This is a genomic window from Acerihabitans arboris, from assembly GCF_010131535.1.
Taxonomy (GTDB): Bacteria; Pseudomonadota; Gammaproteobacteria; order Enterobacterales; family Enterobacteriaceae; genus Acerihabitans; species Acerihabitans arboris.
In genome coordinates this window covers 176,508-201,177 of record NZ_WUBS01000010.1, presented here as the reverse complement: position 1 = coordinate 201,177, position 24,670 = coordinate 176,508, and the positions used below count along the sequence as shown (strand labels likewise).

General features: G+C 56.6%; 26 protein-coding genes and 1 pseudogene. 14 read left to right on the top strand and 13 right to left on the bottom strand.

Annotated elements, in window-relative coordinates:
• Nucleotides 1-594 precede the first annotated feature (594 nt).
• Nucleotides 595-1,089: a GNAT family N-acetyltransferase gene (locus GRH90_RS15320; RefSeq protein ID WP_162366827.1), complete on the top strand. Its 495-nt coding sequence runs from the start codon at nt 595-597 to the stop codon at nt 1,087-1,089.
• Here GRH90_RS15320 and GRH90_RS15315 read toward each other — a convergent pair.
• The gene (locus tag GRH90_RS15315) at nt 1,065-1,283 is read right to left on the bottom strand and encodes a hypothetical protein (protein WP_162366826.1); all 219 of its coding nucleotides are present in this window, start codon (nt 1,281-1,283) and stop codon (nt 1,065-1,067) included. The genes GRH90_RS15320 and GRH90_RS15315 overlap by 25 nt on opposite strands.
• A gap of 132 nt (nt 1,284-1,415) precedes the next feature.
• Between GRH90_RS15315 and GRH90_RS15310 the strand changes: the two genes are divergently transcribed.
• Nucleotides 1,416-2,288 (top strand): LysR family transcriptional regulator, encoded by an 873-nt coding sequence (locus GRH90_RS15310; protein WP_162366825.1) that lies wholly within the window; start codon nt 1,416-1,418, stop codon nt 2,286-2,288.
• Nucleotides 2,289-2,305: 17 nt separating this feature from the next.
• Nucleotides 2,306-2,860, top strand: coding sequence for a sugar O-acetyltransferase (locus tag GRH90_RS15305; RefSeq protein ID WP_162366824.1), 555 nt, complete (start codon nt 2,306-2,308; stop codon nt 2,858-2,860).
• A 288-nt stretch (nt 2,861-3,148) separates the two neighbouring features.
• On the opposite strand, the gene GRH90_RS15300 is transcribed toward GRH90_RS15305, so the two are convergent.
• The 3 genes and pseudogenes from GRH90_RS15300 to GRH90_RS15290 all read right to left on the bottom strand — a co-directional run bounded on the left by GRH90_RS15300 (nt 3,149) and on the right by GRH90_RS15290 (nt 6,142).
• Complete coding sequence (locus tag GRH90_RS15300) at nt 3,149-3,295, bottom strand: hypothetical protein (protein ID WP_162366823.1); 147 nt, start codon at nt 3,293-3,295, stop codon at nt 3,149-3,151.
• Between the two features lie 410 nt (nt 3,296-3,705).
• Nucleotides 3,706-4,263, bottom strand: a pseudogene (locus tag GRH90_RS15295) (methyl-accepting chemotaxis protein); the annotation flags it as partial.
• Nucleotides 4,264-4,681: 418 nt separating this feature from the next.
• On the bottom strand, nt 4,682-6,142 hold the full coding sequence (locus GRH90_RS15290; protein WP_162366821.1) for a sensor domain-containing diguanylate cyclase: 1,461 nt from the start codon (nt 6,140-6,142) through the stop codon (nt 4,682-4,684).
• 159 nt (nt 6,143-6,301) lie between these two features.
• On the opposite strand from GRH90_RS15290, the gene GRH90_RS15285 reads away from it, so the two are divergent.
• On the top strand, nt 6,302-6,586 hold the full coding sequence (locus GRH90_RS15285) for a YciI family protein (RefSeq protein ID WP_162366820.1): 285 nt from the start codon (nt 6,302-6,304) through the stop codon (nt 6,584-6,586).
• An 87-nt stretch (nt 6,587-6,673) separates the two neighbouring features.
• Here GRH90_RS15285 and GRH90_RS15280 read toward each other — a convergent pair whose 3' ends face one another.
• Complete coding sequence (locus tag GRH90_RS15280) at nt 6,674-8,236, bottom strand: sensor domain-containing diguanylate cyclase (protein ID WP_246236066.1); 1,563 nt, start codon at nt 8,234-8,236, stop codon at nt 6,674-6,676.
• Nucleotides 8,237-8,763: 527 nt separating this feature from the next.
• Between GRH90_RS15280 and aldA the strand changes: the two genes are divergently transcribed.
• A complete protein-coding gene (gene aldA / locus GRH90_RS15275; RefSeq protein WP_162366819.1) occupies nt 8,764-10,206 on the top strand; it encodes an aldehyde dehydrogenase in 1,443 nt (480 codons plus the stop codon).
• 120 nt (nt 10,207-10,326) lie between these two features.
• The gene (locus tag GRH90_RS15270) at nt 10,327-11,292 is read left to right on the top strand and encodes a 2-hydroxyacid dehydrogenase (protein ID WP_162366818.1); all 966 of its coding nucleotides are present in this window, start codon (nt 10,327-10,329) and stop codon (nt 11,290-11,292) included.
• A gap of 104 nt (nt 11,293-11,396) precedes the next feature.
• Here the strand turns inward: GRH90_RS15270 and GRH90_RS15265 are convergent, their stop codons facing one another.
• From GRH90_RS15265 to GRH90_RS15255, 3 genes are all read right to left on the bottom strand, one after another.
• A complete protein-coding gene (locus GRH90_RS15265) occupies nt 11,397-11,960 on the bottom strand; it encodes a DUF1003 domain-containing protein (protein WP_162366817.1) in 564 nt (187 codons plus the stop codon).
• Between the two features lie 235 nt (nt 11,961-12,195).
• Nucleotides 12,196-13,095, bottom strand: coding sequence for a hypothetical protein (locus GRH90_RS15260; protein WP_162366816.1), 900 nt, complete (start codon nt 13,093-13,095; stop codon nt 12,196-12,198).
• Between the two features lie 139 nt (nt 13,096-13,234).
• Entirely contained in the window at nt 13,235-13,603 is a 369-nt protein-coding gene (locus tag GRH90_RS15255) for an ArsR/SmtB family transcription factor (protein WP_162366815.1), read from the bottom strand.
• A gap of 115 nt (nt 13,604-13,718) precedes the next feature.
• Between GRH90_RS15255 and GRH90_RS15250 the strand changes: the two genes are divergently transcribed.
• The 4 genes from GRH90_RS15250 (at nt 13,719) to GRH90_RS15235 (ending at nt 16,571) form a co-directional block, all read left to right on the top strand.
• A complete protein-coding gene (locus GRH90_RS15250) occupies nt 13,719-14,468 on the top strand; it encodes an SDR family NAD(P)-dependent oxidoreductase (protein ID WP_162366814.1) in 750 nt (249 codons plus the stop codon).
• 104 nt (nt 14,469-14,572) lie between these two features.
• Nucleotides 14,573-14,860 (top strand): DUF1330 domain-containing protein, encoded by a 288-nt coding sequence (locus GRH90_RS15245; RefSeq protein WP_162366813.1) that lies wholly within the window; start codon nt 14,573-14,575, stop codon nt 14,858-14,860.
• Nucleotides 14,861-14,887: 27 nt separating this feature from the next.
• The gene (locus GRH90_RS15240; protein ID WP_162366812.1) at nt 14,888-15,577 is read left to right on the top strand and encodes an NAD(P)H-binding protein; all 690 of its coding nucleotides are present in this window, start codon (nt 14,888-14,890) and stop codon (nt 15,575-15,577) included.
• Between the two features lie 49 nt (nt 15,578-15,626).
• Complete coding sequence (locus GRH90_RS15235; RefSeq protein WP_246236065.1) at nt 15,627-16,571, top strand: AEC family transporter; 945 nt, start codon at nt 15,627-15,629, stop codon at nt 16,569-16,571.
• Between the two features lie 40 nt (nt 16,572-16,611).
• On the opposite strand, the gene GRH90_RS15230 is transcribed toward GRH90_RS15235, so the two are convergent.
• The gene (locus GRH90_RS15230; protein ID WP_162366661.1) at nt 16,612-16,911 is read right to left on the bottom strand and encodes a hypothetical protein; all 300 of its coding nucleotides are present in this window, start codon (nt 16,909-16,911) and stop codon (nt 16,612-16,614) included.
• Between GRH90_RS15230 and GRH90_RS15225 the strand changes: the two genes are divergently transcribed.
• Both GRH90_RS15225 and GRH90_RS15220 read left to right on the top strand, forming a co-directional pair.
• Nucleotides 16,901-17,131: an AMP-binding enzyme gene (locus tag GRH90_RS15225; RefSeq protein WP_162366811.1), complete on the top strand. Its 231-nt coding sequence runs from the start codon at nt 16,901-16,903 to the stop codon at nt 17,129-17,131. The two genes, GRH90_RS15230 and GRH90_RS15225, sit on opposite strands and share 11 nt — an antisense overlap.
• A gap of 33 nt (nt 17,132-17,164) precedes the next feature.
• Complete coding sequence (locus GRH90_RS15220; RefSeq protein WP_162366810.1) at nt 17,165-17,893, top strand: SDR family oxidoreductase; 729 nt, start codon at nt 17,165-17,167, stop codon at nt 17,891-17,893.
• A gap of 16 nt (nt 17,894-17,909) precedes the next feature.
• Here GRH90_RS15220 and GRH90_RS15215 read toward each other — a convergent pair whose 3' ends face one another.
• Complete coding sequence (locus GRH90_RS15215; RefSeq protein WP_162366809.1) at nt 17,910-18,881, bottom strand: AMP-binding protein; 972 nt, start codon at nt 18,879-18,881, stop codon at nt 17,910-17,912.
• Between the two features lie 355 nt (nt 18,882-19,236).
• Here GRH90_RS15215 and metQ point away from each other — a divergent pair, with 355 nt between their 5' ends.
• Nucleotides 19,237-20,052: a methionine ABC transporter substrate-binding lipoprotein MetQ gene (metQ, locus tag GRH90_RS15210; protein WP_162366808.1), complete on the top strand. Its 816-nt coding sequence runs from the start codon at nt 19,237-19,239 to the stop codon at nt 20,050-20,052.
• A gap of 66 nt (nt 20,053-20,118) precedes the next feature.
• Here the strand turns inward: metQ and GRH90_RS15205 are convergent, their stop codons facing one another.
• The 3 genes from GRH90_RS15205 to GRH90_RS15195 are packed head-to-tail and all read right to left on the bottom strand — an operon-like array spanning nt 20,119 to nt 22,642.
• Nucleotides 20,119-20,937 carry a MetQ/NlpA family ABC transporter substrate-binding protein gene (locus tag GRH90_RS15205; protein WP_162366807.1) on the bottom strand — a complete coding sequence of 273 codons (819 nt, stop codon included), beginning with the start codon at nt 20,935-20,937 and terminating at the stop codon, nt 20,119-20,121.
• An 18-nt stretch (nt 20,938-20,955) separates the two neighbouring features.
• Nucleotides 20,956-21,624, bottom strand: coding sequence for a methionine ABC transporter permease (locus tag GRH90_RS15200; protein ID WP_162366806.1), 669 nt, complete (start codon nt 21,622-21,624; stop codon nt 20,956-20,958).
• Nucleotides 21,617-22,642, bottom strand: a complete 1,026-nt coding sequence (locus GRH90_RS15195; RefSeq protein WP_162366805.1) for a methionine ABC transporter ATP-binding protein — start codon at nt 22,640-22,642, stop codon at nt 21,617-21,619. The genes GRH90_RS15200 and GRH90_RS15195 overlap by 8 nt, the downstream gene beginning before the upstream one ends.
• A 355-nt stretch (nt 22,643-22,997) precedes the next feature.
• On the opposite strand from GRH90_RS15195, the gene GRH90_RS15190 reads away from it, so the two are divergent.
• Nucleotides 22,998-24,668, top strand: coding sequence for a TIGR04028 family ABC transporter substrate-binding protein (locus GRH90_RS15190; protein ID WP_162366804.1), 1,671 nt, complete (start codon nt 22,998-23,000; stop codon nt 24,666-24,668).
• Nucleotides 24,669-24,670 lie beyond the last annotated feature (2 nt).

Genomic DNA, 24,670 nt, shown 5'->3' with positions numbered 1-24,670 from the left:
CTCCCATGCGATCCGGTGTTCGCCATGCCATTGTCTATGGATGTTAAACCCTGATGACTCGCCACGGTGGTGAACGGTCGTCTTACATGTCCATAAGTTCTTCTTACTTTTACATGATGTTGCCTGGGTAGGGTACGGCTTTCAATAAATTGAGCATGCCGGTAAAAGCTATATGCCATGACAACAATCAACATTGCAGATAACAATAACAAGTTCATTCATTAAAACTCTATTTACATTTTGAATAAATATGACAATATCATTACCATCAGATGGTCATACGGTATCTTTTTTCAGCGTAGGTTTATTTACAGTGAGCGCCAAAAATAGGTTCTATCATTTCAGCTGATATTTACCCAAGCGCGCTATTATATTAACGCTATAGGAAAATTCCTAGGTGTCATTGTTCCGACGATATGCTTCTTTTTTAGCAGGGGTGTTTTTACCGGCAATAGGTCGTTTTCCCTTTCACTGATATCCTGCGCTGACGACGGCGGTGAGTATCCGGCCCGTCATAATATAACCATTAAAAATCAGTTTGTTATGGTGTAATATATTGACCAGGGGATTCATAAAGCAGGGTAAGGGGGATGCGTGGTGAACATTATTATTCGTCACGCGGAAGCAGGCGATTATGAGCAAATCCACCTGATATACGCTCAACTACAGGTCTATAGCAACACGCTTCAGCTTCCGTATCCTTCCCAGGATCTTTGGAAAAACCGCACGGCCCAGCCGACTCCCGGGCATTATAGCCTGGCTGCCTGTATCGATGAACTTATCGTCGGCGAACTAGGGATAGAAACCAATCCACGGCCGCGACGGCGGCATGTCGCCTCATTTGGCATGGGTGCGCGTCCTGATTATCACCGACGCGGCGTCGCCGCCCAACTGATGACGGCGATGCTCGACCTGTGCGGTAACTGGCTGATTACTGGACGTATAGAACTGAACGTCTATATCGACAACCCTGCGGCTATCGCGTTATATAAAAAATTTGGCTTTACCATAGAAGGCACCGCCAGGAATTTTGCGTTCCGCAATGGCCAGTATGTTGACGTTTATTATATGAGCCGCGTCGGAGAATGATCGGCCTCCCCCGCCGTGACGCGCTGGAATTTATCCAGCGCCGCGTGGCTGCTTGCCGCCAGGATATGTACCGGGGAAATGCTGAACCCTTGCAACAGCACCGAGCGGATAATATCGCCCGCGTCCGGATCGTCCAGGGACTGGGGGGTAATCACGTCGGCCTTGCGCAAAAAGATAAAATGCTGTTGTTTCATACCAATCTCCTCAGATAAAGGGAACGTTATGTGAGCACGGTCACAACGGTGTCCATAGGGTACGGAAAGAGTAGAACGCAAAAAATGATTGAAATATAATCACTTAAATTTCGCTATCGATAACCAACCGGAATGGATACTCGTCTGCTGCGTGCTTTTGTCGTCCTGGCGGAAACCAAGAACTACCGCGAGGCGGCGCAACGGCTGTTTATTACCCAGCCCGCGCTGTCAAAACAGATCAAGACCCTGGAACATGAGCTGGGCGTCACCCTGTTTGTCCGGGGGAGACACGGCGCGCTGCTGACGCGACCGGGGGAACTGTTGCTGGGGCGAGCCGATGAACTGGTGCGCCGGGCGGGCGCGTTCCGGGACTATGCCCGCGGAGTGTCGAAGGGGACCACCGGCAACCTGAGCATTGGTTTCGGCATCTCCGCCATTAAAGTGGTGCCGGAACTGGTCGCCCGCTTCCGGTGTTCGTTTCCGGATGTGATTGTCAGCCTGGAAGATCTCTCATCGGAACAACAGCACGCCCGGTTGTTATCCGGCCAGCTGCAGCTGGCATTTATGCGCCTGCCCGTGGAGCCGCCGCTGGCGGGCCGGAAGTTTATGGCGGAATCCCTGGTGCTGGCGGTAAAAAAAAACGCCTGCCCGGCAATGGCCCGGGATGGCCGGGCGAATAAGCGCCGGTTGCTTGCGCAGCCCTGGGTTCAGCTGTTGCCGGATAAAGGGCCGGGACTGTTTCAGCAGATAGAAAACTACCTGGGGTATAACCATATTATCCCCGAGGTGGTGCAGCAAACCCGGGATATGCAGACCCTGATGGCGCTGGTGGCAGCCGGCGTGGGTGTCGCCATCGTGCCGGAGAGCGCCACGCATATCGCCCCCAAGAATATAGAAATGATGCCGCTTGAAGGTCCTTACGCCAGTTGGGATGTGGGCATGATCTGGAATCCCGCGCTTGCGGATCCGCTGCGGGATGTGTTTATCGGGATGGTTAACGTTTAACAGGAGGCGGCAATAACATGAGCGAACTGGATAAGATGCGGCGGGGCGAGCGCTATTTTATCAACGATCCGGAACTGGTTGAAATACGGCACGCCGTGAGGGATAACGTCGATCGATACAATGCCCTCGGCCACCGGGAAACCGCCCGGCAGCAGGCGTTGCTGCGGGAGATTTTCGCCCGGGTCGGCGATGATGTGCATATCGAGAAGAACCTGCGGATTGATTACGGCCTGAACACCACGCTTGGCAGCCATGTGTTTATCAATTTTAACTTTGTCCTGCTGGACTGCGCGCCGGTAACCATAGGGAACCATGTGTTTATCGGTCCGGAGGTCCAGCTCTACACCGCCCACCATCCCCTCGATCCGCTGGAGCGCGGCCAGCATATCGGCTGGGCCGAGCCGGTAACGCTTGGCGATAATGTGTGGATTGCCGGCGGCTGCGTTATCCTGCCCGGCGTCGCCATTGGCGACAATACCACCATCGGCGCCGGCAGCGTGGTGACGCGCCCAATCCCCGCCAACGTGGTGGCCTGCGGTAACCCTTGCCGGGTGGTGCGCTCCCTGCGGTGAACCGGTTACGTCTCCAGCAATTCCGCCATGCCGGCCAAAGAGGCTTGAGCTTATTTTGTCTTAATTTTTTGGCCAGGGCGCCGGCGGCGTCTTGTAGTTGCGCATTTATCATTATGCCCGCCGTCACGGCGCCAGCTTTTGTTTTAAATATAACCGCCAGCCAGCGAATAGCGCCAACTACATTATTGTATCAGCCCTTATTATCCCTCGGGTAAAAAAACATGGGCTGCTGACGTCGAGCATCAGCAGCCCATGGGCTTTGGCTAACAGGGTTGCCTGCCGGCGTCATTATTTTTTGGTACTGCTTTTTCCTTTGGCCTTATCGTCTTTTTTATCTTTGTCGTCACTTTTGGCTTTGGGAGGCGACTTCACTTTTTCAGACGGTTTGTCCTTTGACGGGGCAAACGTTCTCTTACCTTCATGATATTTGCTCATTTTGGCTCCAACTGATTGGATAATGATAATATGGTAAGAAATATACAAAGTGCCGTTGTCTGCTAATTACCGACATTAACCACAGGCACCTTTATCCTACGTGCCTTATTAGTTTAGACGGGGCACGGCTTAACACAACTTTATTTTACCCTGATATGAGATGCGCGGATTGAAGGGAAAGTTTTTATGTTTAATAATGTACCGTTGCTGCCGGGGGGATAGCACAACGCCGCCGGAATCAAGACACCGCGCCAGCGCCGAATCGAGGATAACGCCATGCCGACATTAGAGTTTATCAGTGAACTCCTGAAGCTTATACACAGCCTGTTCAACTGAGGAGCGAACCACGCGTCAGCCGCGGCTTGACCTCGAATGCAGACAGATACGGATGTTTACGGCATGGCGGCCCGCTATCGCCCGCCCTGAGCCAATACGTTTTGCACGCCGCCGGCGGCCAGCGTTTGGGATATGCGAAATATCGAGACCACGTTAATCAACAGTGAAGCCTGTTCTTCCAGCGATGCGGCGGTTGCGCCGGCTTCCCGCACCAACGCGGCATTTTGCCGGATCGGGGTTTCCATTTCGTTAATAGCCTTGCCGGGCCGGCCGATGCCGTAAACCGGCCCATCGGACGCCGAGGCGATTTCCCCGATGGTATCCGTCACGCTGATAACCGACGCCGCCATCTCCTTCATGGTTTGGCCCGCGCGGTCGACCAATATCGAACCGTTGCCCACCAGTTCCACCGATTCGTTCACCAGGCTGGCAATCTCTTTCGCCGCCTGTCCGCTATGCCGGGCCAGGTCTCTTACCTCACAGGCAATCTCCGCGAACCCCAGCCCCATTTCGCCGGCCCGCGCCGCCTTCACCGCCGCGTTTAGCGCCAGGATAGTGGTCTGGAAGGCAATGCTGTTAATCACCGACGTCATCTCGGTAATTTTCTTCGAATTGCCGAAAATATTATTCACGAAACGCTGGTCGCATAAAAAACGGTTTTTTTTCTGCTGCTGTGAAGGCGCCATTGTTTTCATTTTCCTTACTCTTAGATAAATAGATAAACCGTGATGAGATTGCTGGAAATTAGCGGTACATTTGCAGTGAGGACCGGAAAGAGAAGCAGGCTTCCATGCCTTTGTGCTATAGGTTATTGATCGGCATGGAAGAATAAAACTTTAGCCGGGCGGCGAATAATAAATCAATCGCACCGGTTCATTCTATTTGCAGGCAAACATGCCAAACATTAAATAAATTTAATAATACAACGTTATTATTGCAGGCGATTGTTCAGGCCTGTTTATAGATATATTCAATATCGGCCACTCTATTTATAAATGTCGGTGGTATGGAATTTATTTTCGCGCCGGCAAACGCAAACCGACGCGTTCGCTAATCGCGCATTTTAGCCTGGTTGCGTCCCGCTTGTTTAGCCTGGTATAAAACGATATCGGCGCGATCGATCAGGGCATCCAGGTTTTCCATCCCCCGGTGCTCCGCTACGCCGCAGCTGACCGTGACCTTTATCACCGCACGATCGGTACTCACTTCCGTCTGCTCGATAACCCGGGCCAGGGTTTCCATGCGCGCCAGCGCCTCATCGCCGCGACAACCTTTCAACAGCACCAAAAATTCATCGCCCCCCCAGCGGCATACGGAATCGGAGCGCCGCAGGGTGGCCTGGATTAAATGGGCAATGTGCTGGATAACCCGGTCGCCGGCGCCATGTCCATAACGATCGTTGATGTGTTTGAAATGGTCAATATCAATGATCGCCATGGAAAGCAGGCCGTTTTCGTCTAGGTTCTGACCGCGCAGGCGTTGGAAACGGTATTCAAACGCCTGCCGGTTCATGATGCCGGTCAGCTTATCGGTCGTGGCCATATATTCCAGCCGGCGCTGGTACCCGCCGATGGTCAGCCATAAAAGCAGGAGAAACAGCGCGCTGACGCCAATACCGATGCCAAGGTTCTTGATTAACGTCCTGAACAGGACCCGCTGCAGCGGATGTTCGCTTTGTTCAACCATTAAGTACCAGTCAAACTCGGGGATCAGCCGCGTATTAAGCAGCACCTTCCTGCCCCGATCATCATATTGGTAACTCCCGCCCGGCACGGTAAGAATCGACGTGGCCAGCTGGCTTAGGCCCGGCTGCAACCGGATTTGCAGCGGCCGTTTAAACGTTGTCCCGTGCAAGACCACCGCGCCGGTTTTATCTATAAAATAGATGGCGCGATTATAACGGCGCTCGTATTTTTCTATCAGGGCCCTGACCTTCTGGACGGAGATGCCGATACCGGTGATACCGATAAAATTGCCCTGGTAATCCATGACCTTATGGTTAACAAAAATATCCAGGTGGCTAGGGTCCTCCGGGTCGGGTCGGGCGTCGATAACATAGGCTTTGTCGTCCCCCATGGCTTTTATCTGGAAATACCAGCGGTCCCGGTCCGCCTGTTCGGAGATGGTTTCCAGCACCCGTTTGGGATCGTAGTAGCGGCGGGTTTTGTCGGAGGCAAAAAATGAAAAGAGGGTATCGAAACGACGATCGATTTCGCCCAGGTAACGGATCATCGCCGCGGGATCTTCTTCCCGATCCACCAACACCCAATCCCGCACGAAGGTGTCATGCGCCATCAGGGATGAAATAAATATGGGCTTCAACAGGTCCTGCTGGATCTCGGAATAGACATTGTCGCTGGTCAGCGGTAGCGTGTTTTCTTCAATTTCGTCGTTCAGGGATTGCCTTGCCACCTCATAACTGCTCCAACTGATGATTAAAAAAGCGGTCAGCAGCATCAGGGTAAATAAAATAATCGCCCGTGTTTTATTCAACCAATGCGGGTTGTTCATCAAGTTCCCCTGGGAGGTCGCATTCTTGCAACATTGTTATATACCTATCATAGTGCAAACGCGTTGGCGCATAAACCCGGGCCGGGCCCTATCGGTCGGTGGAGGTTGCCTTCGTTAAGGTTTATCCTTACCGCATCATAAATCGCGCAGGAGTTGCAGATGTTTATCGTTGATTTGACTTATGAAGAACCTATCGAAAAAGTCGAGGCGCTGCTCGAGGCGCATCTTGCCTGGTTGCAGAAATATTTTGCCGCCGGCGACTTCGTGGCTTCCGGCCGCAAAGTGCCGCGCATCGGCGGCATCATACTGACCCGTACGCTGGCGCGTCCCGACCTGGACAAGATCCTGGCGGAAGACCCCTTTACCGAAGTGGCCAACTACAGCATCACCGAGTTTGCCCCGTCCAGGACCAGCGAAGCGCTCAGCGCCCTGCAAACGATCTGACCCTTTCCCACCGGCGGCCGCGGCGGCCAGGCTAAACGCCAGGCGGCCAGGCGCGCATGGCGACCGGTAGACTGCGCCGCGGCGCCATCAGGCCATTACCACCTGGTCGCGTCCCTGCTTTTTGGCCCGGTAAAGCGCTTCGTCGGCCGATTTTAGCGCCCGATCGATTTCACCCATCGCCGGTGTCCATAACGCCACGCCCAGGGAGATGGTAATCCGCTCCACCACCGGAAACGTCGTCGCCGCGACGCGTTCGCGCAGACGCTCGGCAATCTCGCGGGCCGTTTCCCCGTCGGTGCCGGGCAACAGCATCAGGAACTCCTCGCCGCCGTTGCGGCATAAGATATCGCCGTCGCGCGACCCCGCGCGCAGCTGCTGGGCGAGCAGCCTTATCACCTCATCGCCCACATGATGCCCATAGGTATCATTGACGCGTTTAAACCTGTCGATATCGAGCGCCACCACCGCCAGGTCCTGTTTGCCGGCCCGGCAATACTCCAGCGCAAAAGAGAGCCCGCGCCGGTTAAACAGCCCGGTCAGCAGATCGGTTTGCGCCTCGGTCCTGAGTTTGCCGATTTTATTTTGCAGCAGGCTGATACCCAGGAGCATGGCGCGCTTAAGCTGCGCCACCTCAAAATACCAGGATGGAATGCGCTCGATGTCGTCGGAAATACCCACCCGATCCATATCATTGGCGCTACGCGCCAGCAGCCCGAGCGGTTGGGAAATCAGCCGGGAAAGCAGCCAAACCGCCAGCAGGGTCAGCAGGGTCAGCGGTGTGATCTGATGTAATACTTTTACCATCAGCCCCTGTAGCGACAACAAGGTGTTATCAGTGGTGCGCACGGTCACGATTACCCACCCGGCGGTGGGCACGGACGCGTAGCCCACCAGGCTGTTAACCCCCGAGGGTGTATCCTCCCTTACGCTGCCGTTACCCAGGGATTCGATGGCGTCGCCGATCGGCCCCTGCTTCAGGCTCTGGCCGATGCGGGCGGGATTCTGGTGATAGAGGATATGTTTATCCCGATCAACCACGAAGGTGTTCGCCCCCGCGTCATGGTAATCCTGCCCGAGCAGCTGGTTTAGGATGCCTTTTTGCCTCAGGTAGATGGCGCCGCCCACATAACCGAGATAGCTGCCGGCATCATCGCGGATTGGCGCGGACACAAATATCACCAGATTGCCGGCGGCGGAGATATAGGGTTCGCTGATCCTGGCCTGCCTGTCCTGGAGCGCCTGCAGCGCGCCGGGAGTGGTGAGCTGACGGCCCTTCATCCGGATGGTTTCGGGCGAGGTGGCTAGCACCACGCCGTTGGCATTTACCACCGCCACGGAATTAAAGGTGTTGGTTTGCAATAACAGGCGTCGCGTCTCCGCCCGCAGGAACGCGTCGTCGCCAAAACCTTTGGCCAACAGCGCGGCGCTATAGGCCAGCTGGCGTTGGGTGGTATCAAAGAATATTTCGGTGGTGGACGCCAGTTTGGCCGCATACAGTCGATTGGCGTCCAGCGTGCTGTCGATGAGCAGCTGGCGCTGGACCCGATAGGTGGCAAAAAAACCATTGGCCAGGGTGATCAGGGCGCTCATCACTGCGAGAATCAGGATAAGTCGTCTTAAATCCATGTGTAAAAAAGGTTTTTTTTGCATAACCACGGTTTTACATTGCCCGCCGCCTAATCAGTTACTTATCTTAAACTTTGAGCAACTTTCTGTAAAACCACACAATGTAATTGCAGGTAAATTACGGCGATGGCGGCTATTTCAGCGAATGGCGTAAGCGGGGATGATGCCGGCAGCCCATCGGCGGGCAGGGGTAAAATCGTTGGCCGGCGGAATGGACATGATATTCAGGCGAAAACGAGACAATAAATTTCTGTGATATTGCTCATAAATTTTAATTAATGCCGCCCGCCGTCCGTTCGCGGCACATTCGTGATATTAATCACAGGCTTCTTGAAATGGTTGCCAGGTTTTTTATCTTTTTGGCAGCACGGTGAAGGTATGGCCGGTAAAATACTGAAACAGGTGGGAGTTGGGCCGCCTATTTTGCTGGCGCATATTTTTGCCGACGTCACCCATGGCGCAGGGGGCCATTGATTTATCGCCATGGCCGTAGTAAAACTTTTATCCAATGCGCAACAATTACCCTACAATTTCTTAATGGAGTTGCAGCAATGGCAATTAAACAGCAACAGATGTATATCGACGGCGAGTTTGTCTCCAATCATAGCGATAAATGGATCGATGTCCTTAACCCCGCCACCGAGGAGGTCATTTCCCAGATACCGGACGCGGATGTGGACGATGTGCGCAACGCCATCGACGCCGCCGAACGGGCGCAGCATGATTGGGAAGATCTGCCGGCGCAGGAACGCGGGGTATGGCTGCATAAAATTGCCCAGGGCATCCGCGCCAGGGAGCAGGAGCTGACCGATATCATCGTGGCCGAAGGGGGAAAAACCCAGGGCCTGGCCAGGACCGAGGTATTGTTTACCGCTGATTATCTCGACTATATGGCCGAATGGGCGCGGCGCTACGAGGGCGAGATAATACAAAGCGACCGGCGCAATGAGAATATTTTTGTCTTCAAAAAAGCCATTGGCGTGACCACCGGTATCCTTCCCTGGAACTTTCCGTTTTTCCTGGTGGCGCGCAAGGCGGCGCCCGCGCTTATTACCGGCAATACCATCGTGGTGAAACCCAGCCAGCTGACGCCGAACAACGCCATTGCGTTTGCCGGCATCGTGCACCAGGTGGGCCTGCCCCGCGGCGTGTTTAACCTGGTGACCGGCCGCGGCTCGGTGGTTGGGCAGGAGCTGGCGGCCAATCCCAAGGTCGGCATGGTCAGCCTGACCGGGAGCGTGGCGGCGGGCGAACAGACCATGGCGGCGGCGGCGAAAAACATCACCAAGGTGTCGCTGGAACTGGGCGGCAAGGCGCCGGCCATCGTGATGAACGACGCCGATTTGGATCTGGCGGTCAAGGCGATCGTGGATTCCCGCATTATCAATACCGGCCAGGTCTGCAACTGCGCCGAGCGGGTGTATGTACAGGAAGATATCAAGGACGAATTTATCGCCCGGCTGACCGCCGCCTTTAAGCACATCACTTTTGGCGATCCGGCCAGGGAAAAGGATCTGGACATGGGGCCGCTGATTGACGCGGCCGCGCTGAAAAGCGTGCAGGACAAAGTGGATAACGCCGTGGCGCAAGGCGCCAGGGTGGTCACCGGCGGTCATCGCGCCGGCGACAAGGGCTATTTTTTCCAACCCACCCTGCTGGTGGATGTGCAGCATAAAATGGATATCATGCATGAGGAAACCTTCGGGCCGGTGCTGCCGGTCACGACCTTCCGCACGCTTGACGAGGCCGTTCGCATGGCCAACGACTGCGAGTTCGGCCTGACGTCCTCGATTTATACCAGCAACCTGAATACCGCCATGATGGCCATCAACAAGCTGAAGTTCGGCGAAACCTATATTAACCGGGAAAATTTCGAGGCGATGCAGGGCTTCCACGCCGGCTGGCGCAAGTCGGGCATCGGCGGCGCCGACGGGCGCCACGGGCTGGAAGAGTACCTGCAAACCCATGTGGTTTATCTGCAATACCAGCCTTAAGCCGTTGCGATCGCGGGTGATTGGCCCGCTTCTTTACCTGCGGTAGAATGGCGCTTGTCCGCGGCCTGCCAGGCCGCGGGATCCGGCGGCGGCGGATTGTGGATAAGCGACGAGGTTACCATGTCAGATAAACCGGTACTGTTTATGGCCTGCCCGCTGTTTGCGCAGGCCCATGCCTTATTAAGCGCGCATTTTACCCTGCGCCACACGACGGAGAACACGCTGGCCGGCACCCTGGCGTCGCTGTCCGCCATGGCCGATGTGGAAGCGCTGCTGGTGACGCTGGCGATGCCGCTGGATAGCCAGGCCATTGTAAGGCTGCCCCGCTCTGTCAAGGCCATCTGCACCTATTCGGTGGGCACCAATCATCTCGATCTGGCGGCGGCGAAAAAGCGCGGCATCAAAGTGTTGTATACCCCGAATGTCTTAAGCGAGTCCTGCGCCGACGCCGCCCTGCTGCTGATGCTCGGCGCGAGCCGGCGCGCCCTGGAGGGGCTGCGCCTGTTAAAGGGCGGAGAGTGGTCCGGATGGGCGCCCGACCAGCTGTTGGGCAAGGACGTCTGGAACCAGCGCCTGGGGATCTTCGGCATGGGCCGCATCGGCCAGGCCATTGCCCGGCGGGCGCGGGGTTTTGACATGGAAATTCATTATCATAACCGGCTGCGGCTGCCCCCCGCCGCCGAGCAAAAAGCCATTTATCACGACTCGCTCGCCGCGCTGGCCGCGCACAGTGATTATTTTTGCATTGCCTGTCCCCCCACCCCGGAAACCCTTGGGCTGGTGGATGCCGCCCTGCTGGCCCGGCTGCCCGAGGGCGCGGTGGTGGTGAACATTTCGCGCGGCGACATTGTTAACGATAACGCGCTGATAGCCGCGCTCAACGACGGTCATGTGGCCGCCGCCGGCCTTGACGTTTACGCCGGCGAGCCGGAGATCCATCCCGCCTACCGGCAAATGGATAACGTATTCGGCCTGCCGCATCTGGGCAGCGCCACCCTGGCCACGCGCCTGCGCATGGCCGCGCTGCTGCGCGACGGCCTGTCCAGCATCCTGGCGGGCAAGGCCGCGGCCAATGTGGCCAACTGACCCTCGCGCCTTTAGCCTTTTTCGCACCCGGTATCGCCCCGGCGTAAGTGATTAATTCACTGCCGGGGTCCAGCGCGTGGGCGGGCTAACACGGCGCACAGGCGCTAGGGCTGCGGTTTCGGCGCATCCTGCAAAAGTTTTTTATGCAATTCGGCGGCCAGCACTTCAATCCGCTCGCTCATGTTTTTAGTCAGGGTGGTCAGCTCGGTATTCTGCTGGAGCAACGCCATCATTTGCGCCGCGGTTTGCGCGGCCAGTTCCTGGCGCCCGGCGTTGGCGACGGCCAGCGCCTCGCGGTGCAGGGCATCCGCGTCGGCATGCGCCTTATCCCGCTCCGCCTGCCGTGTCTGCGCCAGCAGGATCAGCGGCGCCGCGTAGGCCGACTGTAAACTGAATGCCAGGTTAAGCAGGATGAACGGATAGATATCGAATTTGGCCCAGCCGAAGGTATTGACGCACACCCAGCCGATGACAATCAGCGTCTGCGCGCCTAAAAACATCGGCGTGCCGAAAAAACGGGCAAACCCTTCGGCCTTGCGCGCAAACCAGCCTTCGCCGAACGGCGTGGACAGATGGGCGTGGCGCCGGTGAAAACGCAGGTGGTCAATCTTAGGGGCGGCGGCGGGCTTCTCCCCGGCCACGATACTTAGGGTCTCTTTTTGACTCATGGTTTTCTCATTCCGGAAATGATGCCTGGTCTATCTGGCCAACAATATCCTTTACGCCAATGATGCGCTAAGGTAAAAAGATTGGCGCCTGAATCGATGCGCCAATTATAGTCGCCGGCGTACCTTGAAAGGGATAAATGATTTGTAACCAGGATACCCGTTCTGGATGGTTTTTTCACCGGAACGCTCGCCATTGCCTTCCAGTAAAGGAAATTAGGTATCCAGGCGCCGGCGTTTAGACAGCGGCGTTTGGCACGCTCCTGACAAATACATTATCAAGATTATTTTTCTTGGAATATTTATATTCCGAAAAAGTAATCGGCCTATAGCCTGTCCGGGAGGGTGTCATGGCGCTGTCGTGCGCAAAACTGGCGTCGAACATGACCGCGATCTTCAGTTCGCTGCTCCATTTCAGCGCCAGCTTCGAGGCGCGGCGGAAAAATATCGTTTTTACCACACTGTCCAGCGGGTGGAAGATCTTGCCGCCGCCATCCCTTATAGTCTTGAAACCGGCGGCGTCGTTTTTGCGTAAAAACATGATGAAGACCTCCATGGCCCTATTTTTTAGCGTGGGGGTGATATAGAGATCAAGAATATTATTTTTTATCAGCGTATATTCTAGGCAACCCCGGCATTGCTGAACGCACTTTGCCGTTTTTGTTTCAAGCCGCGATTTGATGGATAAAAATTCATAATTTTCGCTCAAATACCTTGACCAGGAGCGCAAGAGTTCTTCCGCAAGAGCGGTTTTAATGCCGGTAGGTTGTAAGAATTTTTTTATCATTATTTTGTCAACATTAATACCGCGTTGTATCTTTTTTATTTTATTATGATTTAGTCTTTTGTATGTTATGCCTAGCGCATGGTTGAGCTGATCGATAGAAAATTTTTTTATGCCGTCCCGATCGTCAAAATTTCTTGCGTACGCAAAACCATATACCAGAGCAACCCGCTTATTCAACGGTCGTTTAACGGTTTTTACCGATGCCGGCGCGAGTTTATTGTTAGCAGTATAATTTATTTCATTCGCCATATCAGCGGCAGCCCGGCCAGGGTGTTTATCCACGTCGGTTAGTTGATTAGCGGGAGGGTTATTAATTAAAACAGCATTACTTTTGTACATAATGTCAAACATAGGAGACCCTTCTATATTTAATAAAATAATTTTATTAAATTAATTACAGATTGAATAGACAGTCCGGAATTATATCCGGCGGCGTGCGGATTATGATATTTACCGTTGAATATTGCTAATATTTTTTCAGCGGAAAATATCAATCACCGTCGGCGGGGCAGCCCGGGTTTTTAGGCGTCCTGGCGCACTGCGCGCTATAGGATCCAAGGATCGCCTGGATAAGCGCGCCGAAGCGTTCTTGCAGATCGTCATGGCGCAGAGTATTGCGCACTTCCACGCCTTTGCGCTCGCTGCGGATAAGCCCGGCTTCCCGCAATATCTTGAAGTGCTGGGACAATGTGGATTTCGGCACGCTGCGCTCGCTGAACTCAAGAAACGCCGAGCAGGGCTGGGAGCATTCGGCGCGGGCGATGGCGGTGAAAATATGCACGCGCAGGGGATCGGACAGAGCGTGCAGGATCCCCTCTACGGTGATGTCTTCGGCGGCGGGGTGAATTATCGGTCTCATCGAATATTTATAACAGATGGTTGACAAATTGTCCAATAGTTCATATTTTACGAACTAATATAGTTCATTAATTCCGAACTATCGTACTTAACGTTTCATCATCAGGAGTCTTGTCATGACCCAGCTACAAGGTAAAGTCGCCGTCGTCACCGGCGCATCCAAAGGTATCGGCGCCGGTATCGCCAAAAGCTTCGCCGCCGCCGGCGCCTCGGTGGTGGTTAACTATGCCTCCAGCCGCGAGGATGCGGATAAGGTGGTGGCGGCCATCGTCGGCAGCGGCGGCAAGGCGATCGCCGTCCAGGGCGATGTCGCCAGCGCGCTTGACGTCCAGCGCATTTTCAGCGCGGCGCGAGACGCCTACGGCCCCCTCGACGTGCTGGTGAACAACGCCGGAGTGTTTGCCTTTGGCCCGCTGGAGGAAGTTACCGAAGCCGAGTTCCACCGGCAGTTTAATATCAATGTGCTCGGCACTATCCTCTCGACGCGGGAAGCGCTAAAGTATTTTAGTCCACTGGGCGGCAGCGTTATTAATATCACGTCGGTGGTCAGTACCCATCCAACGCCGGGCACCACCATTTACGCGGCGACCAAAGGGGCGATTGATACCCTGACCGTCGGGCTGTCGAAGGAGCTGGGCCCCCGCGGCATCCGGGTAAATGCCGTTGCGCCGGGCGGCGTGGCGACCGAAGGCGCTGCCCAGGCAGGCGTACTGGGCAGCGACTTTGAAAAAGAACTGGTGGCGCAAACGCCGCTGGGCCGCTTCGGGCAGCCGGCGGATATTGCCAAGGTTGCGCTGTTCCTGGCCTCGGATGCCGCCGCCTGGCTGACCGGCGAACGCATCAGCGCCTCCGGCGGCTGGCGCTGATACCGGGCCTGGCCTGTCCCGGCGACACCGCGTTTTCCGCCGGGACAGGTTTTTTAACCGGCGGCGATTATCGCCGCCGGTTCATCACTGCCCGGGAGTTACCGATGCCAGCCTATTTTGTTGCCGTACGCGCAGCCACCCATGATCCGGAACAAATGAAAATCTATAGCGAGAAAGCGGAAAAAAGCGCCGGCCGCCTCCACCCGATCCCCCTGGCGCTGTATGGCCGCCTGCGCCATACCGACGGCGAGCCGGTGGACGGAGCGGTGATATTCACCTTCGAGGCGGCGGAAGCCTGGTATGACGGCCCCGAGTATCAGGAAGCGGTAGTACACCGCTTGCGCGGGGCGGCCTACCGGACGTTTATCATTCAGGGCGTGGAGGGCGGATAACGCGTTCCGCCCTGCGGAGACACTGACATGAAAGTAATAATCTGGGGCGCCACCGGCATGGTGGGCCAAGGGGTACTGCGGGAATGCCTGCTGGCCGATGATGTAACCACGGTGATCGCGTTAGGGCGCTCCGCGCCGCGCGTTCAACATGCCAAACTGCAGATCCTGATCCACACCGACCTGTTGCGTTATGACGAAATAACCCACCGGCTCGGCGGCGTCGACGCCGCTTTTTTTTGCCTCGGGGTAAGCTCGGTAGGCATGGATGAACAACGCTATACCGCCATTACCAATGACCTGACCCTGGCCGCGGCCGGGGCGCTGGCGCGGATAAGCCCGGCGTCGACCTTTGTCTATTTATCCGGGGCCGGGGCCGACAGCGCGGAAAAAAGCCGCACCATGTGGGAACGGGTGCGCGGCGGCACTGAAAACGCCCTGCAACGCCTGGGGCTAAAAGCGGTATATATCATCCGCCCCGGCATTATCTTGCCTAAGCACGGCGCGCGATCCAAAACCGCGCTGTATCGGCTGTTATATCTGCTGCTGGTGCCGGTGGCGACGTTGCTGCGCCCGCTGTACCCACGCAGTATCCTGACCACGGAAACCATAGGGCGGGCGATGCTTAACCTCGCCCGCCGGGGTTTTCCCCGTCCGGTGCTTGAAACCGGCGATATCTATGACATCTCCCGAATTCCCGCTGCCACGGCGGAAACATAATGTCGCGCGGGCGCTGACAAAACGATGTGACTGGCCCAGGTGGTAATGTATGATGAATGCATTATTTCGCCGGGGCGGTGCTATGCTGGACGTTCTCCTTAAAGCCTTTTCTTTCTTTTTGATTATCGTGGCCGGCTATCTGTTAAAGCAATACGGCATGCTGCAGCGCTCAGATAGTGTTGCCTTGTCGAAAATAATGATGAACCTGACGCTGCCGGCGGCGGTAATCAACGGCTTTGCCAGCTTTGAGGTTGATCATTCCCTGCTGGTGCTGGTGCTTATCGGTTTTGTCTGCAATATCCTGCTGATGTATGGCGGCTACCTGATCGCCCGCAAACGCGATAATGAAACCAAAGCCTTTTATATGATCAACTCGCCCGGCTACAATATCGGGTGTTTTACCCTGCCTTATGTCCAGGGCTTTCTCGGTCCCGTCGGCATTGTCGCCACCTGCCTGTTTGACGCCGGCAATTCCGTTATCTGTACCGGCGGGAGTTATGTCGCCGCGTCCAATGCCACCGGCAAGAGTTCCGGCCTGAAAAATACCTTTAAGCGCTTATTTTCGTCTGTTCCGTTTGACGTCTATATGCTGCTGCTGGCGGCGGCGCTGTGCGGCTATCATCTTCCCAGCCAGGTCACCATCCTGACCTCGATCGTCGGCAACGCCAACCCGTTTATCGCCATGCTGATTATCGGCATGATGCTTGAAATCAATATCGACCGTTCGCAGCTGAAACACGTGTATAAAGTCCTGGCGCTGCGGTACGGCGCCGGCGCCCTGTTCGCCGTCTTGTTCTATTTTTATACTCCGTTGCCGCTTGAAATCCGCCAGGTGCTGGCAGTGGCGGTATTTGCGCCGGGCTCCGCCCTGTCGCCGATGTTTACCTCCCGGTGGTCCGTTCCCCTTGGCTCGGTGTCCAGTTTTACCGGTTCCCTGTCGATATTTATCAGCATTATCATTATCACCACCCTGCTGACCCTGATGCAGGCGTGAGCCCTTATCGGCCGAGCCGGCCGGGTCGACGCGTCCCTGGTTAAAGCGCCACGCTGGAAAAGTGCGCCGAATATTCAAGCTGGTCGGCCACCGTCATCAGGTTCTCTTCACACAGCTGCCGGGTAACCGGACCGCCCAGGCATATATGGTTAAGGAGCAAATAGTCGATTACCTCGAACGCTACGCCGCGCGCTTCCAGCCGCCGCTGCGCGAAGGCGTCGGGGTGGATCGGGTAACGCGTGGCGGTGAACAGGCTGCGCCCGGTGATCCCCCGTCGCTTAACCGTCGTTGACGCCGATACCGGAGCGGCCTGCGCGGCCGACGCGGCGGTGATTGGCATTGCCCACTTCCTGCTGGGCCAGTTGCCCGAGCTGTACGTGGTGCTGGCGGACCCGTCGGCGGCAAAGGCAACGGTAGCGCGGCTAAAGGCCCGGCTTGCGGCCGCGATTGCCGCCCGTCTTGGCCGCTGCACGCGGCCAAGACGCGTGCGCATCGTCGACGTCCTGCCCCGCACCCGTTCCGGCAAAGTAGTACGCCGGGAACTTAAGCTGGTAAGATAGCGCTGATGATAAGCCCGACCACAGGAAATCAATATGCAAATCGAAGGCTGTACCGCACTGGTGACCGGGGCGAACCGGGGGCTGGGCAAAGCCTATGCCGAGGCGCTGCTTGGCGCGGGCGCCGCCAAGGTCTACGCCGCGGCGCGCGATCCCGCAGCCATTACCGACGGGCGGCTGACGCCGGTGAAGCTGGACGTAACCTCGCCGGCCGACGTTGCCGCGGCGGCGCGGCGGTGCGCGGACGTGGATATCCTGGTTAACAACGCCGGCATCCTGCTGCAAAGCCCCATGCTGGCCGAGGGGTCCATCGCGGCCATGCGCCGGGAAATGGAGGTGAACGTCTACGGACTGCTGGCGATGATCAAGGCCTTTGCGCCGGTGCTGGCCGCCAACGGCGGCGGCGCGCTGGTCAATATGCTGTCGGTGGTCAGTTGGTTTACCTCGCCGCTGAATGCCACCTATGGCGCCTCGAAACACGCGGCGCAGGCGGTTACCGACGCGGCGCGGATCCAGCTGCGGGCGCAGGGAACGCGGGTTATCGGCGTTTACGCCGGTTTTATCGATACCGATATGACGGCGGGCATCGACGCCGCGAAGGTATCGCCCACACAGGTGGCGGAGCAAACGCTGGAAGGCATCCGGCTCGATCGGGAATATGTACTGGCCGATAAGCGCGCGCGGGACGTATGGGACAGCCTCAGGCGGGATCCGTCATCGATAGACGCGCAAATGCAACAGTTGTGGGATCAACGACGGGCCTAACGCGCGCCGCTATTACTCATATAGCTGGGATCTCACGATATAACGGGCCGGCCGGGTTGCCGTAAGCCGGTCCGGCGTTCAATAGATGCCGTGGCGCCCCGTATTTTAATACCCGGCTCACGTCCGCGCCGTCAAGGGCATCGCCTGCCACCAGCAGGTACTGCAGGGACCGGAACGCATCCGGACACCGGCGCGCCACCTGGTTAAACGCCTTGGCGCTGATAAAAAGGATGCTGATGGCAAACTGGGCCAATGCCGTGGTTAACCGAACGGGGTCGAGGACGATACTCATCGGCAGCACCACCGCCGCCGCGCCGTTAAGCAAGGCGCCCCATACCTCAAGCTGATATGCAAAGCCCGTGGGTTCGGCAATGCAGCCAACCCGATCGTCATGGTTCACCCGCACGTGCCGGCGATTGATGACCCGGCCTGTGATCCTGCGCGCGTCAATCTCCCTGCAGGCGCCCCCCGTCACCAGCAGATGGGTGCGTTGCGGCGGAGAGGCGCGCGCCGGGATAAAATCCAGATCATTGCCATCCCCCACCGCTATGTGTTCCAGGACGACAAAATGGGTAGGCAAAACCCGCGCCTGGGACAAGCCGTCGGTGAGGGTAAACCGCACCCGCCACTGCCGCAGCAAACCGGCCAGCTGTTCATCCGGCATCGAGGCGTCCAGCGGCAGCACGCTGCCGCCGGCCAGGATAATCGCCACCTGGGCGGTGATCTGCTCAATGCCGGGCTCCAATAACACCGCCACCGGCGTTTCCGGTCCCACGCCCAGCCGGCGCAGGTGCGCGGCCAGGGGGCGCGCGTCCCGGGCCAGTTCGCCATAGCTCAGGATACGGTCCAGCGTGATAATCGCCGGCCTGGTTTTGTTCAGCACGGCCTGGCGCATAAAGCGCTCGCTTAACGCGCAATCCTGCGCGGACGTGTCGGCTGCGCGCTGCTGGTAACAACGAACGCCGGGATGAACCGATAGCTGGACCATGTATTTACCTGGGCACTGGGGATGGAGTTAACATTATGGGTCAAATAGTGTTGCAGTTTTATTAAATAGAGTAAAAATTATCATTATGTGATTATTATCTCACTTAAGATTAACAAAAATACTTACTTTTTGATTATTAATGCTTTTTTTATTTATTCTTAGCTAATAATGCTAATAACAATTCATCATTTCTTAATGCGTTTTCAGCAATATATTACGCTTGTCGTTTAATGTAACCTTTATAAAAGAATGCAGGCATTTGACAACGCCAGACGCATTCGGATCAACAGCGCCATTGGCTAAAACTCAGCTGGTTAACCATTCGGCAATTCACCCATTCTGGAGTCGCGGCAACATGACACTCACTTATAAAACCATCGCCCTTGCCGGCCTGATGGTCATTCCCCTATGGTTAAGCGCGTGCGATAACGCGGATAAAAACGCCAACCATATCAAGGTCGGCGTCAGCGCGGGCATCGATCAGCCTTTGTGGGACGCGGTAAAAAAAGTGGCGAAGGATAAGTACAACCTGGACGTGGAGGTGGTGACCTTCACCGACTATGTCCTGCCGAACGAGGCGTTGAACACCAAGGATATCGACGCCAACGCCTTCCAGCACGGTCCTTACCTGGCCCAGCAGATCAAGGAGCGCGGCTATCGGCTGGCGGCGGTCGGCAAAACCTTTGTCTACCCCATCGCCGGTTATTCACGCAAAATCCACGCCATCGGCCAGTTGCCGGACGGCGCCCAGATCGCCATACCCAACGATCCGACCAATCTGGGACGTTCCCTGCTGCTGCTGCAGAAAAACGGTCTGATCAAACTCAGGGACGGCACCGGCCTGCTGCCGACCTCGCTTGATATTATCGACAATCCCAAGCATCTGAAAATTGTTGAAATCGAGGCGGCCCAGCTGCCGCGCACGCTGGACGACGGCAAAGTCGACGCGGCGATCATTAATACCAACTACTCCACGCAAATCGGGCTATCGCCCCATAAGGACGGCCTGTTTATCGAGGATAAGGATTCCCCTTACGTCAACCTGATTGTCGCCCGGGAAGATAACAAGGATAGCGATAAGGTCAAAAACCTGGTGAAAGCCTATCAAACCGATGAAGTGGCCGCCGCGGCGGATAAAATCTATCATGGCGACGCGGTCAAGGGCTGGTAAAACGGTGCTTATGTGCCGGCTTGTTAATAGCCTGAGGGCCGATATTCCGGCCCTGTTTTCTCATCATTAATGATTAACCGGGATAACCGCGCCTTTATATTTTTCGCGGATCCAATCCTGGATGGCTTTGGAATGCAGCACCGTTACCAGCGCTTTTATATCCGGCTTGTTTTCATCGCCGCGGTGTACGGTAATAATATTGGCATAAGGGTTGTTCTCGCCGCTTTCCACCGCAATGGGGTCTTTAACCGGATTAAGGCCGGCGTCGATGGCATAGTTGGCGTTTATCACCACCGCGTCGCCTTCATCGTTATTATACATCTGCGGCAGCAGGGAGCCTTCGATATTCGGCAGGAACTGCAGATGCTTCGGGTTAGAGATGATATCGGTAATGCGCGCGTCCACCTTGCTGACGCCCGGCTTAAGTTTAACCACCCCCTCGCGTTCAAAAATCGACAGGATGCGACCCTCTTCCGCCACCGAGTCGCGCATGATTATCTTGCCGTTCTGCGGCAGATCCTTCAGGCTTTTGAACCGTTTCGAGTAGATGCCGATGGGCTCGATATGGATGGCCCCCGCGCTGACGAAATCATAGGTCTTGTCGCCGGCGTGATCCTTGAGCACGCTGTTCAGGTACGGCACGTGCTGGAAATAGTTGGCGTCGATATCGCCGCTCGCCAGGGCGGTATTGGGCAGGATATAGTCCTGGAACGGCTTGATTTCCAGGTCAATGCCCTGTTTGGCCAGGATCGGCTTGGCCTGTTCAAGGATTTCGGCGTGGGGCACGTTGGAGGCGCCGACGGTCAGGGTATCGGCCCAGGCCTGGGCCGACAGGCTAAGTAAAGTCATGGTAGCGGCGGCCAGCAGTGTTACGGTTTTTTTCATGGTGTTATCCCGGTCTGTTTAACGTTTATCAAGCAGTGAGGTAATGACGTCGCCCAATAGCTGGATAACGAACACGATGACAAGAATCATCACGGTCGCCACCAGCGTGACATCGTTGTGGTTACGCTGGAATCCTTCCAGATAGGCCAGGTTGCCCAACCCGCCGGCACCGATCACCCCGGCCATGGCGCTGTAGCTGACCAGCGCAATCAGGGTGACGGTGATGCCCGACACCAGGGCGGGAGAGGACTCCGGCAGCAGTACGCGAAAAATCAGCGTGCCGACGCGCGCGCCCATGGCGCGGGACGCCTCGATCACGCCTTTATCCACTTCGCGCAGACCAATCTCCACCAGCCGGGCGTAAAACGGCGCGGCGCCGACGATCAGGGCCGGCAGCGCCGCGTTGGCGCCCAGGATGGTGCCGATCAGAATTTTGGTAAACGGGATCAACAGCACAATCAGGATAATGAAGGGAATGGAACGGAACACATTCACCAGCACCGAGATCGCGCCATAGATAAAGCGATGGGCAAATAGACCGCCGCGGGCGGTCAGGAACAGCGCCAGCCCCAGGGCAATGCCCAACGCCAGGGTCGCCAGGCCGGAGAGCGCGGTCATATAAAGCGTTTCACCGGTGGCCGCCCACAGTTGGTCGAGGCGCAGGTGGGGAAACAGGGATTCAAGCATGTTGCACCACCTCGGTGGCGACGCCCTGATGCGCCAGGTCGGCCAAAATTTCGGCCAACTGCGCTTCGCCGGCCGGCACATGCAGCCACAGTTCGCCGAACACGCCGTTGGCGGTATGCGTCATCTTGCCGTGCAGGATATTGAACGGCAGGCCATAGCGCAGCGTCAGCTCCGCCACCACCGGCTGATGCGTGCTCTGGCCGAGAAAGGTCAGCTTGAGGATGGCGCCGGGCAGGTGCCGCACCAGCAGCGGATTAAAACCCTGCTCAATCTCCTGGTACTGGCTGACCTGCCTGACGAACTGCCGGGTTATCTCCTGACGGGGGTGGGTAAACACCTCCAGCACCTCGCCCTCCTCCACCACGCGCCCCGCTTCCATCACCGCGACCCGTCGACAGATTTTGCGCACCACATGCATTTCATGGGTAATCAACACAATGGTGAGGTTCAGCCGGCGGTTAATATCGAGCAGCAAATCAAGGATGGCGTCGGTAGTCTGCGGGTCCAGCGCCGAGGTGGCCTCGTCGCACAGCAGCACGTCGGGGTTGTTGGCCAGCGCCCGGGCGATGCCCACCCGCTGCTTTTGCCCGCCGCTGAGCTGCGCGGGATAGGCGTTTTCCCGACCCTGCAAGCCCACCAGCGCCACCAGTTCCGCCACCCGCTGGCTGATGGCGGCTTTCGACGCGCCGGCAATCTGCATGGAAAAGGCGATATTTTGACTGACCGTGCGCGACCACAGCAGGTTAAAGTGCTGGAAGATCATGCTGATTTTCAGCCGGGCCCGGCGCAGCTGTTCACCGCCGGCGCGGGCGATATCCTGGCCGGCCACCCGCACCTCGCCGGAACTGGGTTTTTCCAGGCCGTTCAGCAGACGTACCAGCGTGCTTTTGCCCGCCCCGCTGTAGCCGACAATGCCGTAAATCTGGCCGCGCTCGACGCGCAGGCTGACATTATCCACCGCCACGATCGGCGTTTTATCGCCGTCGAATATTTTGCACACGTTCGTCAGAACGATCATAACCCGTCGATCCTTTTTACCGCCGCTGGGGCTACGCCAATGTGAAGATTAATTCCACTGATTATTTTTTATGCTTTATTTGCCGGGCTAATAATGATCGGCATAGTAGGTGAAGCTTCTGCCCGAAAGAAGAAACAATAAAATATGAGATATATTTAATTCTTCTATATAAATTCGCTGCTGGTTTATAACGTAATTATCGCAGGAACGTTTCTCTTAGCCGTATTCCTTATAAACTTAGCCACTATTGTTATTTGTATATGCGCATTCCGGCAATGGATATTTGAATATATTATTTCGGCTTCCTGGATATTTGCCTGATATTGGCTGTTATATTGTTCCCGAGGTCAACACCATGCAGAAAATATATCGTCTTCACACCGCCGGCCGTCATGCCACCGGAGGAAGCCCGGTCCGCGGCCTGGCGCTGGCGTTGGCGCTGCTGAGCGTAGCCTCCGGCACATTGGCCGCCAACGGCGCGCCGGTAACAGGCGGCACGCTGATTTATCTGGAACAACAGGCGCATACCAATCTTTACCCGCCGGCCGGCGGTTTTTACCCCAACGGCGGCATCCTTAATCAAATTACCGATAAGCTGACTTACCAAAATCCCGCCACGCTCGCCATTGAACCCTGGATCGCCGAATCCTGGACCAGCAACGGCGATAAAACGCAGTACACCTTTAAAATCCGTCCCGGCGTAACGTTTTCGGACGGCACGCCGCTTGACGCCAACGCGGTGGCGAAAAACTTCGATACCTTCGGCCTGGGAAACAAGGAACGCCGCCTGCCGGTATCGGAAGTGATTAATAACTACGATCGCAGCGAGGTTCTCGATCCGCTGACGGTGACCTTTTTCTTTAAAAAATCGTCGCCCGGTTTCCTGCAGGGCACCGCCACCATCGGCTCCGGACTGGTTTCACTCGGCACGCTGGCGCAAAACTTCGACGCCCTGGGCGACGCCCGCCATATTATCGGCTCCGGTCCCTTCGTGGTTAGCGCGGAAACGCTGGGCCGCGAGGTGGACCTGAAGGCGCGGCCGGATTACAACTGGGGCCCGAAAAACCTGCCGCAGCAGGGGCGGGCCAACCTTGACGCCATTAAATATATCGTCACGCCGGAAGACAGCGTGCGTATCGGCGCGCTGCTGGCCGGACAGGCCGACTTTATACGCCAGGTCCAGGCCTATGACGAGAAGCAGGCGGCAGAACAGCACTTCACCCTTTACGCGGCGCCGACGCGGGGCGTCAACGACGGCATCTCTTTCCGGCCGGATAACCCGCTGGTGGCCGATAGCCGGGTACGCCGGGCGCTGCTGCACGCCACCAATAGCAAACAAATCGTCGATACCCTGTTCTCGCCCAACTATCCGCAGGCGACCTCGGTGATTGCCGCCCCGGCGGCCGGTTACGTCAACCTGGCGGACAAACTGGCCTTCGACCCCGCGCAGGCAAAAAAGCTGCTCGACGAGGCCGGCTGGACGCCGGGACCGGACGGGCTGCGGCAAAAAGACGGGCAATCGCTGTCCCTGACGATTTATGAATCGCCGCCGCAGCCGCAAAACAAGGAGGTATTGCAACTGGTGTCACAACAGTGGAACCAGGTGGGCGCGCGGCTGACCATCCTGGCCGGCGACGCCGGCAGCAAGACGGCCGATAGCCTGGACCCGTTAAAAACCCCGGCCAACGTGGTGGAAGTCGGCCGCGCCGATCCGGATGTGATCAAAAGCCAGTTTTACCCCGCCAACCGCGACGCCCTGCTGCAAAAAGGCGGCCTGAGCAATAAGGTGAAAAGTTTCAGCGACGACAAGCTTAACGCGCTGCTGGTGGCCATCTCGGCGGAAGTGGATGCGCAAAAGCGTCTCGAGCTGGCGGGAGACGCCCAGCGCTATCTTCTCGATCAGGCCTATGTGATTCCGATTTTCGAGGAGCCGCAGGTGTTTGCCGGCGCGCCTTACCTGAAGGGCGTCAGCTTCGAGGCGGTGGGACGACCCTCGTTCTACGGCGCCTGGCTGGAAAAACATTAGGC

What these genes read in the sequence shown, in the direction of transcription:
- GRH90_RS15250 (WP_162366814.1), top strand. Translation starts at nt 13,719, where the DNA reads ATGACCCAGCTACAAGGTAAAGTCGCCGTCGTCACCGGCGCATCCAAA.
- GRH90_RS15315 (WP_162366826.1), bottom strand. Translation starts at nt 1,283, where the DNA reads ATGAAACAACAGCATTTTATCTTTTTGCGCAAGGCCGACGTGATTACC.
- GRH90_RS15270 (WP_162366818.1), top strand. Translation starts at nt 10,327, where the DNA reads ATGTCAGATAAACCGGTACTGTTTATGGCCTGCCCGCTGTTTGCGCAG.
- GRH90_RS15215 (WP_162366809.1), bottom strand. Translation starts at nt 18,881, where the DNA reads ATGGTCCAGCTATCGGTTCATCCCGGCGTTCGTTGTTACCAGCAGCGC.
- aldA (WP_162366819.1), top strand. Translation starts at nt 8,764, where the DNA reads ATGGCAATTAAACAGCAACAGATGTATATCGACGGCGAGTTTGTCTCC.
- GRH90_RS15195 (WP_162366805.1), bottom strand. Translation starts at nt 22,642, where the DNA reads ATGATCGTTCTGACGAACGTGTGCAAAATATTCGACGGCGATAAAACG.
- GRH90_RS15235 (WP_246236065.1), top strand. Translation starts at nt 15,627, where the DNA reads ATGATGAATGCATTATTTCGCCGGGGCGGTGCTATGCTGGACGTTCTC.
- GRH90_RS15260 (WP_162366816.1), bottom strand. Translation starts at nt 13,095, where the DNA reads ATGTTTGACATTATGTACAAAAGTAATGCTGTTTTAATTAATAACCCT.
- GRH90_RS15280 (WP_246236066.1), bottom strand. Translation starts at nt 8,236, where the DNA reads ATGCAAAAAAAACCTTTTTTACACATGGATTTAAGACGACTTATCCTG.
- GRH90_RS15310 (WP_162366825.1), top strand. Translation starts at nt 1,416, where the DNA reads ATGGATACTCGTCTGCTGCGTGCTTTTGTCGTCCTGGCGGAAACCAAG.
- GRH90_RS15290 (WP_162366821.1), bottom strand. Translation starts at nt 6,142, where the DNA reads ATGAACAACCCGCATTGGTTGAATAAAACACGGGCGATTATTTTATTT.
- GRH90_RS15190 (WP_162366804.1), top strand. Translation starts at nt 22,998, where the DNA reads ATGCAGAAAATATATCGTCTTCACACCGCCGGCCGTCATGCCACCGGA.
- GRH90_RS15255 (WP_162366815.1), bottom strand. Translation starts at nt 13,603, where the DNA reads ATGAGACCGATAATTCACCCCGCCGCCGAAGACATCACCGTAGAGGGG.
- GRH90_RS15245 (WP_162366813.1), top strand. Translation starts at nt 14,573, where the DNA reads ATGCCAGCCTATTTTGTTGCCGTACGCGCAGCCACCCATGATCCGGAA.
- metQ (WP_162366808.1), top strand. Translation starts at nt 19,237, where the DNA reads ATGACACTCACTTATAAAACCATCGCCCTTGCCGGCCTGATGGTCATT.
- GRH90_RS15200 (WP_162366806.1), bottom strand. Translation starts at nt 21,624, where the DNA reads ATGCTTGAATCCCTGTTTCCCCACCTGCGCCTCGACCAACTGTGGGCG.
- GRH90_RS15205 (WP_162366807.1), bottom strand. Translation starts at nt 20,937, where the DNA reads ATGAAAAAAACCGTAACACTGCTGGCCGCCGCTACCATGACTTTACTT.
- GRH90_RS15285 (WP_162366820.1), top strand. Translation starts at nt 6,302, where the DNA reads ATGTTTATCGTTGATTTGACTTATGAAGAACCTATCGAAAAAGTCGAG.
- GRH90_RS15220 (WP_162366810.1), top strand. Translation starts at nt 17,165, where the DNA reads ATGCAAATCGAAGGCTGTACCGCACTGGTGACCGGGGCGAACCGGGGG.
- GRH90_RS15305 (WP_162366824.1), top strand. Translation starts at nt 2,306, where the DNA reads ATGAGCGAACTGGATAAGATGCGGCGGGGCGAGCGCTATTTTATCAAC.
- GRH90_RS15265 (WP_162366817.1), bottom strand. Translation starts at nt 11,960, where the DNA reads ATGAGTCAAAAAGAGACCCTAAGTATCGTGGCCGGGGAGAAGCCCGCC.
- GRH90_RS15240 (WP_162366812.1), top strand. Translation starts at nt 14,888, where the DNA reads ATGAAAGTAATAATCTGGGGCGCCACCGGCATGGTGGGCCAAGGGGTA.
- GRH90_RS15300 (WP_162366823.1), bottom strand. Translation starts at nt 3,295, where the DNA reads ATGAGCAAATATCATGAAGGTAAGAGAACGTTTGCCCCGTCAAAGGAC.
- GRH90_RS15230 (WP_162366661.1), bottom strand. Translation starts at nt 16,911, where the DNA reads ATGCCAATCACCGCCGCGTCGGCCGCGCAGGCCGCTCCGGTATCGGCG.